At 58.5% G+C, this 14099-nt stretch carries 10 protein-coding genes; 7 read left to right on the top strand and 3 right to left on the bottom strand.

The genetic code is table 11. The annotated features are described in order from the left end of the window. Positions 1 to 30: 30 nt before the first annotated feature. The 7 genes from QMZ18_RS02755 to phoB all read left to right on the top strand — a co-directional run bounded on the left by QMZ18_RS02755 (position 31) and on the right by phoB (position 7903). The gene (locus QMZ18_RS02755) at positions 31 to 1530 is read left to right on the top strand and encodes an ATP-binding protein (protein WP_282604697.1); all 1500 of its coding nucleotides are present in this window, start codon (positions 31 to 33) and stop codon (positions 1528 to 1530) included. 234 nt (positions 1531 to 1764) lie between these two features. After that, on the top strand, positions 1765 to 2793 hold the full coding sequence (locus tag QMZ18_RS02760; protein WP_322097121.1) for a PstS family phosphate ABC transporter substrate-binding protein: 1029 nt from the start codon (positions 1765 to 1767) through the stop codon (positions 2791 to 2793). A gap of 117 nt (positions 2794 to 2910) precedes the next feature. Continuing rightward, positions 2911 to 4290 (top strand): phosphate ABC transporter permease subunit PstC, encoded by a 1380-nt coding sequence (gene pstC / locus QMZ18_RS02765; RefSeq protein WP_282604698.1) that lies wholly within the window; start codon positions 2911 to 2913, stop codon positions 4288 to 4290. Then, complete coding sequence (gene pstA, locus QMZ18_RS02770) at positions 4283 to 5587, top strand: phosphate ABC transporter permease PstA (RefSeq protein WP_282604699.1); 1305 nt, start codon at positions 4283 to 4285, stop codon at positions 5585 to 5587. Before pstC ends, pstA begins: the two co-directional genes overlap by 8 nt. Positions 5588 to 5598: 11 nt before the next feature. Continuing rightward, the gene (gene pstB, locus QMZ18_RS02775; protein WP_282604700.1) at positions 5599 to 6402 is read left to right on the top strand and encodes a phosphate ABC transporter ATP-binding protein PstB; all 804 of its coding nucleotides are present in this window, start codon (positions 5599 to 5601) and stop codon (positions 6400 to 6402) included. A gap of 35 nt (positions 6403 to 6437) precedes the next feature. Then, complete coding sequence (gene phoU, locus QMZ18_RS02780; RefSeq protein WP_282604701.1) at positions 6438 to 7211, top strand: phosphate signaling complex protein PhoU; 774 nt, start codon at positions 6438 to 6440, stop codon at positions 7209 to 7211. Next, positions 7208 to 7903, top strand: a complete 696-nt coding sequence (gene phoB / locus QMZ18_RS02785) for a phosphate regulon transcriptional regulator PhoB (protein ID WP_282604702.1) — start codon at positions 7208 to 7210, stop codon at positions 7901 to 7903. The genes phoU and phoB overlap by 4 nt, the downstream gene beginning before the upstream one ends. Positions 7904 to 7913: 10 nt before the next feature. Here phoB and QMZ18_RS02790 read toward each other — a convergent pair whose 3' ends face one another. The 3 genes from QMZ18_RS02790 to typA all read right to left on the bottom strand — a co-directional run bounded on the left by QMZ18_RS02790 (position 7914) and on the right by typA (position 14097). Then, positions 7914 to 10646, bottom strand: a complete 2733-nt coding sequence (locus tag QMZ18_RS02790; RefSeq protein WP_282604703.1) for a bifunctional acetate--CoA ligase family protein/GNAT family N-acetyltransferase — start codon at positions 10644 to 10646, stop codon at positions 7914 to 7916. A gap of 198 nt (positions 10647 to 10844) precedes the next feature. Continuing rightward, positions 10845 to 12245 (bottom strand): AmpG family muropeptide MFS transporter, encoded by a 1401-nt coding sequence (locus QMZ18_RS02795; protein ID WP_282604704.1) that lies wholly within the window; start codon positions 12243 to 12245, stop codon positions 10845 to 10847. Further along, positions 12235 to 14097, bottom strand: a complete 1863-nt coding sequence (gene typA, locus QMZ18_RS02800; RefSeq protein WP_322097122.1) for a translational GTPase TypA — start codon at positions 14095 to 14097, stop codon at positions 12235 to 12237. The genes QMZ18_RS02795 and typA overlap by 11 nt, the downstream gene beginning before the upstream one ends. Positions 14098 to 14099: the final 2 nt, after the last annotated feature.

Here is a 14099-nt window from a genome sequence, read left to right on the forward strand (position 1 = left end):
AGGCGAATAAACTTGGCGACATCACCTCTTATGACAAGGGTCCGGGCCATGGCAGAAGCTGCCGCTCCCGCTAAACGCATGCTGCCGGCGACGACACTCTTTGCTCTACCGGGTGTCATTGTGCTGCTAATTGCCGGCCTGGTGGGTTTCGCGCCTTGGAGCTATGTCGCCGCAGGATGCGGCATCGTGATTTTCGGATCTGCCGCTCTCCTTGCCCATCATTATCGCCATGTCACGGTTCTGCGGCGCTATTTCGAACAGCTGCGTTCGACCGACCTGTCGGCTCAGTTGGTCGCACCGCCTGAAGGCGGCGGTCTGCTTTATCCCGGCCTGAACGAGGCCATTAAGGATACCCTGCGCGACCGCCAACTCCGCCGGCAGGAGCTGGTAAAGACCATCTCCAACCACGAAGCCGTACTGGCTGCCTTGCCGGATTCCCTCCTGCTGATAGATGCACAGCGCCGGATACTGCGCGGAAATCCTGCGGCGGAAGAACTCTTCGGCAAGGATCTGGCGGGCGGCGATCTTACCTCGGTATTGCGCAATCCCGAGCTCATTGAAGCGACAGAAGAAGTGCTTTCGGGAGAAACAGGCAAGGTCGTCGAATTTACCGTTCCGGGTCAGTTCGAACGTCATCTCTCCTGCCGTATCGCAAAATTGGCAACCACGGCCTCGGACGGGACCGCCGCGATTATCGCACTTCACGATCTCACAGCGGTCAGACGCGCGGAACAGATGCGCGCGGATTTCGTGGCCAATGCCAGCCACGAACTGCGTACACCCCTGGCCAGCCTGCTGGGGTTCATCGAAACCCTCCTCGGTCCCGCAAAGGATGACGGGGATGCGCGCGTCCGCTTCCTTGGTGTGATGCACGAACAGGCCAAGCGCATGTCCCGTTTGATCGAGGATTTGCTGTCTCTCTCAAGGATCGAACTTCACGAATACACACCGCCCAGCAGTACCGCGAACATCGAACTCATTCTGGAAAGCGTTGCCAATGCCCTCGAACCGCAGGCGCGCGAGAAGGCAATGAGCCTGGATCTCGATTTCGCCAAGGTCGATCTGGTGTCGGGCGAAGCTGACGAACTCACGCAGGTCTTTCAGAACCTGACAGAGAATGCGATCAAATACGGTCGGGCCGGAACCAAGGTTCGTTTGGTCACAAAGCGTATCGAGCCCGGCAGCGGCGGTGCGCGGCGTCTTGGGAAACCAGGCATCACCGTGTCTGTGATCGATCAGGGCGAAGGCATCGCCAGAGAACACCTGCCGCGCCTGACCGAACGCTTCTACCGCGTCGATACCGCACGCTCGCGAGAACTCGGTGGGACCGGGCTCGGACTTGCCATCGTCAAGCACATCGTAAACAGGCATCGCGCCATCCTCGATGTCGATAGTACGATCGGAGAGGGATCCTGTTTCAAGGTCTTCCTTCCGCTTGCCGGCCAAGAAACGCTAAATCCTCCGTCATCGGGCAGCGCGACGCAAAAGCCTGGACAAATGACGTCAAGCGGCGACGGCGCGGCAGCCTGATAAACCGTAGAGATTCCAATTCCGCCGTGCATAAGAGTCTGCAAGATTTCTCCAAATTCCCAGCGGTTTATCCTGGTAAATCAATCCGTAAGCGAACGTCATAAAAGTGTCATCGATTTGTAGTAAATCTTGCGCCGAAGATACATAGGTTCGGCCTCGTCGGCATCCGGCCGACACCGCATAACAAAGTTTGTGCGACTGCAGATTTCTCAGCCATGATGCTGGAGACATAACGTGATCAAGCATTCTCTCGTCGTTGCCGCACTCGCAGGCTTGGCCCTTTCCGCTACAGCCGCGTCCGCGCGTGACCAAATCCGCATTGTCGGATCCTCTACCGTATTTCCTTTCTCGACCGCTGTTGCCGAACAATTCGGTAAGACCAGTGATTTCAAGACCCCCGTTGTTGAAAGCACCGGTTCGGGTGGCGGCATGAAGCTGTTCTGCTCAGGCATTGGTGTGGAACACCCCGACATCACCAATGCATCGCGTCGCATCAAGGCATCCGAATTTGAAAAGTGCGGCAAGGCCGGTATTACGATCACCGAAGTCAAGATCGGCTTTGACGGCATCGTTCTGGCCAACTCCAAAGCAAACGAACAGCTTTCCCTCACCAAGCAGCAGATCTTTAAGGCTCTGGCCAAAAAGGTTCCGGTCGACGGAAAGCTTGTCGACAATCCCTACAAGATGTGGAGCGAGATCGATCCTTCGTTGCCTTCCAAGAAGATCGAGGTTTTGGGCCCACCGCCGACCAGCGGCACCCGCGACGCCTTTGTCGAGCTGGCCATGGAAGGTGGCGCCAAAACTTTTGAGTCGCTCGCCGATCTGCGTAAATCCGACAAGAAAGCCTTCAAGGCCGTCGCCCACGGCATCCGTGAAGACGGCGCCTATGTCGAAGCAGGCGAGAACGACAATCTGATTATCCAGAAACTGCAGGCCAATCCCAATGCTCTCGGCATCTTCGGCTTCAGCTTCCTCGATCAAAACGCCGACAAGATTCAAGGCTCCAAGGTCGAAGGCGTCGAGCCGACTTTCGAAAACATCGCCGACGGCCAGTATGGCGTATCTCGCTCGCTGTATTTCTACGTCAAGAAAGAGCACGTCGGTGTCGTTCCCGGTATTGCCGAATTCGTTGCCGAATTCACGGACGAAGGCACCTGGAGCGAAGACGGTTATCTGGTCGACAAGGGCTTGATTCCGCTTCCCGATGCAGACCGTAAAGCAATGGGTGCATCCGCGAACGGCATGGCACCGCTGTCCATGTAATGAAGAAGCGCGATTGCCGGCGGCTTCAACCCAGGCCGTCGGCAATCGCACTTTTCACATGCCCCGCACAGGTTTCGTTTTGTTTGTAACTATCGATTTTTATGCCGGTGACATTCGATGTCGTTGCTGATCCTCGCGACCACTTTGTTTCTGCTTAGCGTTGCCGGTTTTTACCTCGGGCGCGGACGCGCCTTTGCCGTGAGCGGCGGCCAACTGCGCGACCTTCATTCACGACCGCAGTACTACGGGATGTATGTCGCCTTGTGGTGTGGCCTCCCCAGTTTAGTTCTGTTGTGCCTTTGGCTGGCACTTGAGCCGGAGATCACCGAGCTCATCCTGGTGGCCAACCTCCCGGCAAGTGCGCAGGGCATGAGTCAGGATCAATTGGCGCTCTTCATTAATCAGATCAAGAATCTCGCCAACGGAAATGCATTCGGCGCGGTAAGCGCAGAGATTGAATCGGCAGCGAAAGACTATGCCAGCCTGCGCGACACGGGTTTTGCCGCGATGACGGTCATTGTTCTCGCCCTCGGGATCTGCGGCCTTGCCTTCGGGCGACGTTCGATCACCCCTGCGATGCGTGCGCGAAACCAGGTCGAAAAGGTGGTTTCGGTCGTCATGATGGTCGCTTCAACGATCGCGATCGTGACGACAGTTGGCATCGTGCTTTCTTTGTTGTTCGAGGCCCTTAGGTTTTTCACCAAAGTACCCCCGATGGACTTCCTGTTCGGTCTGCAGTGGAGCCCGCAAACGGCGCTGCGCGAAGACCAGGTCGGCGGGTCCGGCGCCTTTGGCGCGATTCCGCTTTTTGCCGGCACCTTGCTGATTACCTTTATCGCGATGTGCGTTGCCGTTCCGGTCGGCTTGTTTTCTGCGATCTATATGTCCGAGTATGCCGGCCCAAAGATGCGCGCCATCGTTAAACCGGTCCTTGAAGTCCTGGCCGGCATTCCAACCGTCGTCTATGGATTTTTCGCAGCCCTCACCATGGCACCGTTTTTTCGACAGGTCGGCGAGTTCCTGAACCTCGATGTCTCTTCGGAATCGGCTCTGGTCGCCGGCATCGTCATCGGCGTCATGAGTATCCCTTTCGTCTCTTCTCTTTCCGACGACGTGATGAACTCGGTACCTCAGACACTGCGTGACGGCGCTTATGCCCTCGGCGCCACCAAATCCGAAACGATCAAGCAGGTCGTCGTACCTGCCGCACTGCCTGGTATTGTTGGCAGCGTCCTGCTCGCGATCAGCCGCGCCATCGGCGAAACCATGATCGTGGTCATGGCGGCCGGGCTTGCAGCCAACTTAACGGCAAACCCCCTGGAAGCGGTGACCACGGTCACCGTCCAGATCGTAACTCTGCTCGTCGGCGATCAGGAGTTCGACAGCGCAAAAACGCTGGCTGCTTTCGCTCTCGGGCTTGTCCTGTTCCTGGTCACCCTGGCCCTCAACGTCGTGGCTCTGCGCGTCGTACGCAAATACAGAGAGAAGTATGACTGAAATGACTGCATCGGCAGCGCCCTTTCGACGGCCCGATCTGTCTGAAGCGCACCTACGCCGGCGCTATTCGGCGGAACGTCGTTTCAAGGCCTATGGCATCTTCGCTATTGCTGCGGCAACCGCGATGCTGCTGGTCCTTTTGTCGAGCATTGTCGCAAAGGGATACACGGCCTTTTCCCAAACCTACATCGCCCTGGATATAGCGCTCGATGCCGACAGAATCGACCCGAGCGGCGATCAAGATCCGCAGGTGCTGAGAAAGGTCAAGTACCAGCCTCTGGCTAAAGCGGCGCTGCGGGACCGCTTTCCAGAAGTATCCGGCAGACGTGACAAGCGTGCGCTCTCAAAACTGATCAGCGGCAGCGCCGACGTAACCTTGCGCAAATTCGTCATGGCCAATCCCGATACGATCGGGACAACACAGACCATCTGGGTCAAGGCATCCGATGAAATCGATTCCCTGCGCAAGGGTCATGTTGATCGCGGCGCACAGGAAAGCGATCGGTTGGTCAGCGATCAGGCCCTTGAATGGTTCGATCATCTGGAAACCGATGGCGCAGTGGATCTTAGGTTCAATACCACCTTCTTCACTGCAGGTGATTCCCGCGAACCGGAGCAGGCAGGCATCTGGGGCGCCACGGTGGGTTCGTTTCTGATGCTGATCGTAACGCTCGCATTGAGCTTCCCCGTGGGAGTGCTGTCAGCCGTCTACCTTGAGGAATTCGCACCGAAGAACCGCTGGACCGACTTCATCGAAGTCAACATCAACAATCTCGCAGCCGTTCCGTCGATCGTCTTTGGCCTGTTAGGCCTGGCTGTCTTTCTGAACTTCTTCGGCCTGCCACGCTCTGCACCGCTGGCGGGCGGCATGGTCCTGGCACTGATGACCCTGCCCACGATCATTATTGCCGCACGGGCCGCGCTCAAGGCGGTTCCACCGTCGATCCGGGAAGCTGCCCTGGGAGTCGGCGCGTCGAAACTCCAGACCGTGACTCATCACGTACTGCCGCTGGCAATGCCGGGCGTGCTGACCGGGACGATCCTGGGATCGGCGAGGGCGCTGGGCGAGACGGCACCGCTGTTGATGATCGGCATGGTCGCCTTCATCGTCGACATTCCCGGTGGGTTCACCGATCCGGCAACGGCCTTGCCGGTGCAAATCTATCTCTGGGCCGACAGCCCCGAACGGGCCTTTGTCGAAAAAACCTCTGCCGCAATTATCGTTCTTCTTGGATTTCTGATCATGATGAACGCCATTGCGGTTCTGCTTCGCAAACGCTTTGAGCGTCGTTGGTAGGAAAGAACGAAATGGCTATCGCTGCTGAAAACTTCGCCGAGCCGGAGAGCAACACCGCGCTACAGAAAATCGTCGCACGAGGTGTTTCGGTTTTCTATGGCGAATCCCAGGCCCTTCAATCGATAGATCTCGACATCGGCGCCAATCAGGTGACGTCGCTGATCGGCCCTTCTGGCTGCGGCAAGTCGACCTTTCTGCGTTGCATGAACCGGATGAACGACGTGATCGACGGCTGCCGTGTGGACGGCAGCATCACATTAGATGGCGAGGATATCTACGACAGCAAACTCGATGTCGTTCAACTGCGCGCCCGCGTCGGCATGGTTTTTCAAAAACCCAATCCCTTTCCCAAGTCTATCTATGACAACATTGCCTATGGGCCGCGTATCCATGGATTTGCTGATTCAAAAGCCGATCTCGATGAGGTGGTCGAGATTAGTCTGACCCGTGCCGGTCTGTGGAAAGAGGTCAAAGACCGCCTGGACAAACCCGGGACCGGGCTGTCAGGCGGCCAGCAGCAACGGCTCTGTATTGCGCGGGCGATCGCGGTGAACCCGGAAGTAATTCTGATGGACGAGCCCTGTTCGGCACTCGATCCGATCGCCACGGCGCGCATCGAGGAATTGATCGACGAGCTACGGCAGAACTTTACCATCGTAATCGTCACCCACTCGATGCAACAAGCCGCCCGCGTCTCGCAGCGAACCGCCTTTTTTCATCTCGGTGACCTGGTTGAATGCGGCGACACGCAGCAGCTGTTCACCAATCCGAGAGAAGAGCGGACGCAAGGCTATATCACGGGCCGTTTCGGCTAAGCACAATATAAATTGCAGTAAGCAGGAATAAGATAATGCCTACGGGATCGGAACATATCGTCAGTTCGTTCGACAGCGAACTGCAGGGACTGAACCAGATTATCGTCCGGATGGGTGGAATGGCGGAGAGCATGCTCGCAACTGCTATCGATGCGCTGGTCAAGCGAGACAGCGATCTGGCCAACAAGGTCATCCGGAGCGACAAAGAAGTCGATGCTTTGGAAAAGGCGGCCGACGAGGCCGCTATCAATCTCATCGCCCTGCGCCAGCCGATGGCCAATGACCTCCGCGAAGTGGTTGCCGCCCTGAAGATCGCCAGTGATATCGAACGGATCGGCGATCTGGCGAAGAACGTGGCCAAACGCACCGTTGCCCTGAATCAGACGCCGCCGACCCGTCCTGCCTACGCCATTCCGCGCATGGCCAATCTGGTCCAGAGCATCATCAAAGACACCCTGGACGCCTATGTTGCCCGCGATGCGGATCGCGCGATCGACGTCTGGCATCGGGACGAAGAAGTCGACGAGATGTACACCGGTCTGTTCCGCGAATTACTGACCTACATGATGGAAGACCCCCGGAACATCACACCGAGCACACATCTGTTGTTCATCGCGAAAAACATTGAGCGGATGGGCGATCACGCGACAAATATCGCTGAAAACATCTATTACCTCGCCACCGGCGAGCAGTTGGAAGGCCGACGTCCCAAGGGTGACACGACCTCGTTTCAGGTCGTGGCTCCGCCGGATGATGCCCCCGGAGCTTCGGAGGAAGCGGCAAAGGATCCCCAGGAGAGCGGTAAATGAAACCCCTTGTTCTGATTGTTGAAGACGAAGCGGCACTTGTTACGCTGTTGCGGTACAATCTGGAAGGCGAAGGTTTTCGTGTAGCGGAAGCCAATGACGGCGAACAGGCGCTTGTTCTGGCCAAGGAAGAAACACCCGACATCGTGCTGCTCGATTGGATGCTGCCGTTGATGTCGGGTATCGAGGTCTGCCGCCAGATGCGCCGGATCCCTACGACCCGAGACGTTCCGATCATCCTTCTGACCGCTCGCGGTGAGGAAACGGATAAGGTTCGCGGTCTTGACAGCGGTGCCGACGACTACATCACCAAGCCCTTTTCACCGGCGGAACTCATTGCCCGTATCCGCGCCGTTCTGCGGCGCAGCCATCCGGAACTGGAAGCCGATGAACTGGCGTTCGAGGATCTTGCCATGGACCTGGTCGCCCATCGCGTCCGGCGCGGCAGCCGTGAAGTTCATCTGGGACCGACCGAATTCCGACTGCTGCGGCATTTGCTGCAGAATCCGGGGCGGGTGTTCAGCCGCGAACAGCTGCTGGACGCGGTCTGGGGCCGGGACGTCTATGTCGAGCCCCGCACTGTAGATGTCCACATTCGCCGTCTGCGCAAGGCCCTTAATGACGGTAATGAGAACGATCTGATCCGCACCGTCCGTTCAGCCGGTTATGCACTTGATCGGTCCATGGCGGCCTGATAGCCCGCCTTCAAACGCCATCTGACAGCTTCCTGGTCACACGGACAATGCCCGGTTCGTCGTGAAGATGCCTGATGGAGAACCCGAGTTCCCGGGCCAATTCCAGCATGCGCCTGTTGTGATCCAAAACGTCACCCCAGATCTCTTCCAGGCCTCGACTGCGTGCATAGTTGAGGATCCGGTTCATGAGTTCGACCCCCAGGCCGCGGCCTTTGATGTCGGAACGCACCAGCACGGCATATTCAGCCCGCTCGTTATCCGGATCGGCAGAGATTCTCACTACACCCCAGATTTCAGGTGATCCGTCCTCACTTTTGCTCAAGGCAATAAACGCCATTTCCCGGTGGTAATCGATCTGGGTCAGGCGCGCGGCAAAGCTATGGCTAAGTTCGGTGAGCGAGGCAAAAAACCGCAAGCGTACGTCCTGCGGCGACAATTGATCGAACATCTGCTGCAAAAGCGGTTCATCCTCGGGCCGGATCGGGCGCAGAAAAATTCCGGTGCCGTCGGGCAGGGTGAAGTTCTGCTCCAGCTCCCGGGGATAAGGCCTGATGGCGAGCCTCTGACCGACGGTCCCGATATCGGGGCGCACACGCACACGTGCATCCAAGGCCACGACACCCTGAGCGTCTGCGAGCAGAGGGTTGATATCGACCTCGGCGATCTCGTTGAAATCGACGATCAGATCGGAGAGTCTGATCAAGGTGGCGGCCACGGCGTCGAGATCGGCAGGCGCCCGGTCCCTGTAACCCTGTAGTAAGCGAAATACCCGCGTTTCCTCTATCAGAGCCCTAGCGAGCGTTGAATTGAGCGGCGGAAGCCCGATCGCCTTGTCAGCGAGAACCTCTACCGCGGTGCCGCCGGCCCCAAACAATATGACCGGCCCGAATTGCGCATCAGTGGCAGCACCAACGATAAGTTCCTGCGCGTGGGGCCGCTGGCAGAAGCTCTGCACCGTGAAACCCCGCAAAACGGCATGGGGCGCCAAACGGTGGATCCGGGCCTGCATTTCTTGCGCAGCCTCCAGAACTTCGGTCTCGCCTTCGAGACCGAGCATCACGCCTCCGACATCGCTTTTGTGAGTGAGATCCGGCGAAAGGATCTTGAGCACGACCGGGCCTGCTATCCGGGCCGCGGCTGACGCTGCCGCCTCCGGACTGTCGACCTGATAGGTCTCAACGACGGGAATATCGTAAGCAGACAGGACCGCCTTGGCTTCCGGCTCGCTCAACCATTCCCGGCCTTCGGCGAGAGCTGTAGAAATCAAGGTCCGTACACTCGCTCTGTCGGGTAGAGCCGCGCTGCCGTCGGGATTGTCGATGATTGAGCTCGGCGTTTCCGTCAACAGCACTTGATTGCGCTTGTAATGAACCAGGTGCATGAAACCGCGCACCGCTTGCTCCGGCGTGTTGTAAGTCGGCAGGTGATTCCCGTCGAAAACCGCACGTGCATCACGGGCAGCAGCCTCGCCGACCCAGGCGGTAAAAACCGGTTTGCCGCCTCTGGCAGATCCCAGGCCGGAAGCAGGCTTTGCAATGCTCGAAGCGACCGCTTGGGCTGCCTCCAGCGAAGAGGCCACAGCGGTAGGGCAATTCATCACGAGAAGGGCGTCCGCTGCTGTATCGTCCATCAGAATATCGAGCGCCGCGGTGTAGCGCGCGCCCGGCGCATCGCCGATGATATCGACCGGATTGCTACGGCTCCAGGTTGGCGGCAAAACGCCATCCAGCCGCTCGATGGTCTCCGAAGAAAGCTCGGCAAGTTGACCACCCTGCTCGATTAGGGCATCGGTGGCCAGAACTCCCAGGCCGCCGCCATTCGTCGCAATCGCCAGGCGGTCACCACGAACTGTCCTTACCGTTGCCAGCGTCTCGGCAGCGTCGAAGAGTTCTTCCAGGCTGAAAACCCTTAGGAGACCGGCACGGGAAAAAACCGCATCGTAGACCGCATCGCTGCCTGCCAAGGCGCCGGTATGAGAGGCCGCCGCCTTTGCGCCCTCGGCATAACGCCCACCCTTGATCACGATGACGGGCTTGGATCTGGCGGCTGCGCGCGCTGCAGACATGAACTTGCGCGCGTGGGTGATGGATTCGACATAGAGCAAAACCGCCCGGGTTGCCTGATCCTGCGCCAGATAATCGAGCATGTCGCCGAAATCTACATCGCTCTTGTCGCCCAGAGATACGACATGGGAGAAACCGATCCCGCGTGGGGTCGCCCAGTCCAGCATGGCCGTGACCATGGCCCCCGACTGGGTCACGAAGGCGAGGTCGCCCGGCAGGGCCGCAATATGACTGAAGCTGGCATTCAGGCCCGATCCCGGAACGATAACGCCGAGACAGTTTGGGCCGATTATGCGCAAGGTGTTGCTGCGGGCCGCATCCAGCATCTTCTGCCGCCGTTGCTGCCCCTCCCGGTTGCCGCCCTCGCCAAACCCCGCCGTGATCACAACCGCCCCTCGGGTTCCGCGTTCAGCGAGCTGTCCGATTAAATCTGGCACGGTATCGGGCGGTGTCGCCAGCACCGCGAGATCGGGCGCTTCCGGCAATTCGGCCACCGACGGAAAAGCGGTCAGGCCGTTGATTTTCTCTGACTTTGGATGGACCGGATAGATAGTGCCGGCAAATTTGGCCGACATGAGATTGGCTGCAAGAACCGCCCCCAGAGACCCTTCGCGGCGGCTGGCGCCGATCACGGCCAGAGACTTAGGCTTGAATAGACTTTCCAGATGCCGAATGCTCACAGGCGCAACTCGCTTTTCCAGAGTCTGATCGCGAGGATCACGTCACTATAAATCTATTGATGTTGCAGTGCAAAAATCATTGCCGGACTGTGACAATTTGACGTGCAGGAGCTCGATCATTCCGATCGAATCTTCAGGCCTGAAGCTCCTGGTGGGCCGTCTTTGCGAGAGTCTGTTTTGCTAGCGTGATTGTTTCAATCAGGAACGATCACGTGCAGGGGAGGCCGACTGCTCCATTCGGCGCTCGTGATACATGAGATAGAGCACCAGCAGAATTGCAGGTATGCCAAGCGCCGAGGCGTAGAAGAAGAAATTCACATAACCAGCCGACTCGACCACGAAACCAGACCCACCGGCGACGAGCTTGCCGGGGAGGGTAAAGAGTGACGAGAAGAGGGCGTACTGCGTTGCCGTATAGGCCGTGTTGGTGAGGCTGGAGAGGTAGGCGATGAAAACTGAACCGGCCAGCCCGCCGGAGATGTTATCAGCGCTGATCGCGACCGCCAGCATCTTGATGTCGGGCCCGACGACCGCCAGAAGGGCGAAGAGCAGGTTGGTCCCCGCAACCATCAAAGCGCCAATTAACAAGGATTTCAGCAGCCCGATACGCACGACCAGGATGCCACCGACCAGCGCACCCACCAGCGTGGCAAGCACGCCATAGATCTTCGCGACATTCGCAATCTCGATCTTGGTAAAACCGATCTCGTTGTAAAAGGGATTGGCCATCACCCCGAGCGTGATGTCGGAGAGTCTGTAGAGCCCGACGAAAGCGAGAATGACCAAGGCAAACTTACCGTTGCGCGCGAAAAAATCGACCAGGGGGCTGACCACCGCACCGGAAAACCAGGCGATCAGGCGGTGAATGCTACCTTCACGGCTGCCGCTGCCCTCGATCTGGCGCAGGAGTTCCGCTTCACGCAGCAAGGTTGCCTGGTCTCGCACGACCTCAGGCTCGCGGATAATGAGTACGGTCACCATGCCTATGCCGACCAGCGCCGCCATGGTCATGTACGCGATTGGCCAGGATGAAAAAGCAGCGATATAAAGCGCTCCGGCACCGGCGGCAATGAGGCCGATCCGATAGCCGACCTGATAAGTCCCCGACATAGCACCTTGGAGAGATTGTTCCACTGCCTCAATGCGGTAAGCATCAATGGCAATGTCCTGGGTGGCCGAGGCGAAGGCCACGAGCAGGGCAAAGTAGACGATAACTTCCAGATTCTGGAGCGGGTCGCTATTGGCAATACCCAGCAGTCCGGCGGCAATTCCGATCTGGGCCAGCAGCATCCAGCCACGCCGCTTACCAAGCAGGGTGGTAAAGGGCGGTATCGCCAGCCGATCCACGACCGGCGCCCAAAACACTTTTATCGAGAACGTAAGGCCAACCCAGCTGAAAAGACCGATGGTCGTCACACTGACGCCAACCTCACTCAGCCAGAACGACAGCGTGGAAAACAGTAACAGGAATGGCAAGCCCGCCGAAAAGCCTAGAAAAAGCATCCCCAGCACGCGCGGGTGACGATAGACCGCCAGAGCTCCAGCCCAGCTGCGCCGGACCGGAGTAGAATCCAAAGGCGGGTCGGCCTCAGCCGGCATCCTTCAATCGGCTTTGTTTCTTACGTTCATGTGGACAAAGCAACTGCTTGCGCAGACGGATCGACTTCGGCGTGACCTCGACCAGTTCATCGTCGGTAATGTAGGACAAGGCCTGCTCCAGGCTTCGGATCCGGGGCGGGGTCAAGCGGACCGCTTCGTCCTTGCCGGAAGCCCGCATGTTGGTGAGCTGCTTCGCCTTCATCGGATTGACTTCGAGGTCATTGCTCCGCGAATGCTCGCCGATCACCATGCCTTCGTAGACCGGCGAACCTGGATGAATGAAGATCTCGCCGCGTTCCTCGAGATTCCAGAGAGCGAAGGGCACGGCTGTACCAGTTCCGTTGGAGATCAGAACGCCGGTCCGGCGGCCCTGGATCGGGCCCTTGTAGGGGCCGAAATCATGGAACAGGCGGTTCATGATACCGGTGCCGCGGGTGTCGGTCAGGAATTCACCGTGATAGCCAATCAGCCCGCGCGAGGGAGCGATAAAGGCGACACGGGTTTTCCCGCCGCCCGACGGACGCATGTCGGTCAACTCTGCCTTGCGTTCGCTCATCTTCTCGACCACGACGCCGGAATATTCGTCGTCAACGTCGATCACGACCTCTTCCATCGGCTCCTGCCGCTGGCCGGTCTCGGGATCGTTGCGGAACAGAACCCGGGGGCGGCTTATTGAGAGTTCATAGCCTTCACGCCGCATGGTTTCGATCAGCACACCAAGCTGAAGTTCACCACGTCCGGCAACCTCGAACGCGTCCTTTTCCTCCGTTTCGGATATACGGATCGCAACATTGCCCTCGGCTTCGCGCAACAAACGGTCGCGGATCATGCGGCTGGTGACCTTGTCGCCCTCACGCCCGGCAAGAGGCGAATCATTGACGGAAAAGGTCATTGCAAGGGTCGGCGGGTCGATCGGCTGTGCCGTGATAGCTTCTGTAACCGATGTGGCCGCGATTGTGTTGGCAACCGTTGCTTCGGTCAGGCCGGCAATGGCAACGATGTCACCGGCACGAGCACTATCCACCGGAACACGCTTCAGGCCCTGGAATGACAGGAGTTTGCTAAGACGGCCCTCCTGCAGCACCTTGCCATCGCGGTCGAGAACGCGCACAGGCATGTTGACTTTGGCGACGCCGCTGTGAATGCGGCCGGTCAGAATGCGGCCCAGGTAGGGGTCAGCTTCCAAAGTCGTCGCCAGCATGGCGAAGGGCTGCTCGAATTCACCGATTGGGGCCGGCACCGATTCCAGCACCAGGTCGAAAAGCGCGTTCATATTCTCGCGCGCATCTTCCAGATCAGTCACCGCCCAGCCCTGCTTCGCAGAGGAAAAGAGCGTGGGGAAGTCGAGCTGCGTGTCGTTGGCGCCCAGCGCAGCAAAAAGGTCGAAGACCTGATCCTGAACCCAGAAGGGGCGAGCGTCCGGCTTATCGGCCTTATTTATGACCACGATCGGGTTCAGTCCGCGGGCAAGCGCCTTTTGGAGCACAAACTTGGTCTGAGGCATGGGGCCCTCGGCGGCATCTACCAGCAATACCACACCATCGACCATCGAGAGGATGCGCTCGACTTCGCCACCGAAGTCGGCGTGACCCGGCGTATCGACAATGTTGATGCGTATATCCCGCCATTCAACGGCCGTGCATTTAGCCAGGATCGTGATCCCGCGCTCTCGCTCCAGGTCATTGCTGTCCATGGCGCGCTCGGTGACCTGCTGATTGTCGCGGTAGACACCGGACTGCTTCAGCAGCTCATCGACCAGCGTCGTCTTGCCGTGGTCGACGTGCGCGATGATCGCAACATTGCGAAGCGCAGTATTTACCTGACCGCTGTCGGCCTGGGACATCTCACTCATCA

This window comes from Pelagibius sp. Alg239-R121, from assembly GCF_947331435.1.
In the GTDB taxonomy this organism is placed as follows: Bacteria; Pseudomonadota; Alphaproteobacteria; order Kiloniellales; family Kiloniellaceae; genus Denitrobaculum.

Excerpts from the sequence above, each read along its gene's own strand:
- QMZ18_RS02755 (WP_282604697.1), top strand. The coding sequence starts at position 31 with ATGACAAGGGTCCGGGCCATGGCAGAAGCTGCCGCTCCCGCTAAACGC.
- pstC (WP_282604698.1), top strand. The coding sequence starts at position 2,911 with ATGTCGTTGCTGATCCTCGCGACCACTTTGTTTCTGCTTAGCGTTGCC.
- pstA (WP_282604699.1), top strand. The coding sequence starts at position 4,283 with ATGACTGAAATGACTGCATCGGCAGCGCCCTTTCGACGGCCCGATCTG.
- pstB (WP_282604700.1), top strand. The coding sequence starts at position 5,599 with ATGGCTATCGCTGCTGAAAACTTCGCCGAGCCGGAGAGCAACACCGCG.
- phoU (WP_282604701.1), top strand. The coding sequence starts at position 6,438 with ATGCCTACGGGATCGGAACATATCGTCAGTTCGTTCGACAGCGAACTG.
- phoB (WP_282604702.1), top strand. The coding sequence starts at position 7,208 with ATGAAACCCCTTGTTCTGATTGTTGAAGACGAAGCGGCACTTGTTACG.
- QMZ18_RS02795 (WP_282604704.1), bottom strand. The coding sequence starts at position 12,245 with ATGCCGGCTGAGGCCGACCCGCCTTTGGATTCTACTCCGGTCCGGCGC.
- typA (WP_322097122.1), bottom strand. The coding sequence starts at position 14,097 with ATGAGTGAGATGTCCCAGGCCGACAGCGGTCAGGTAAATACTGCGCTT.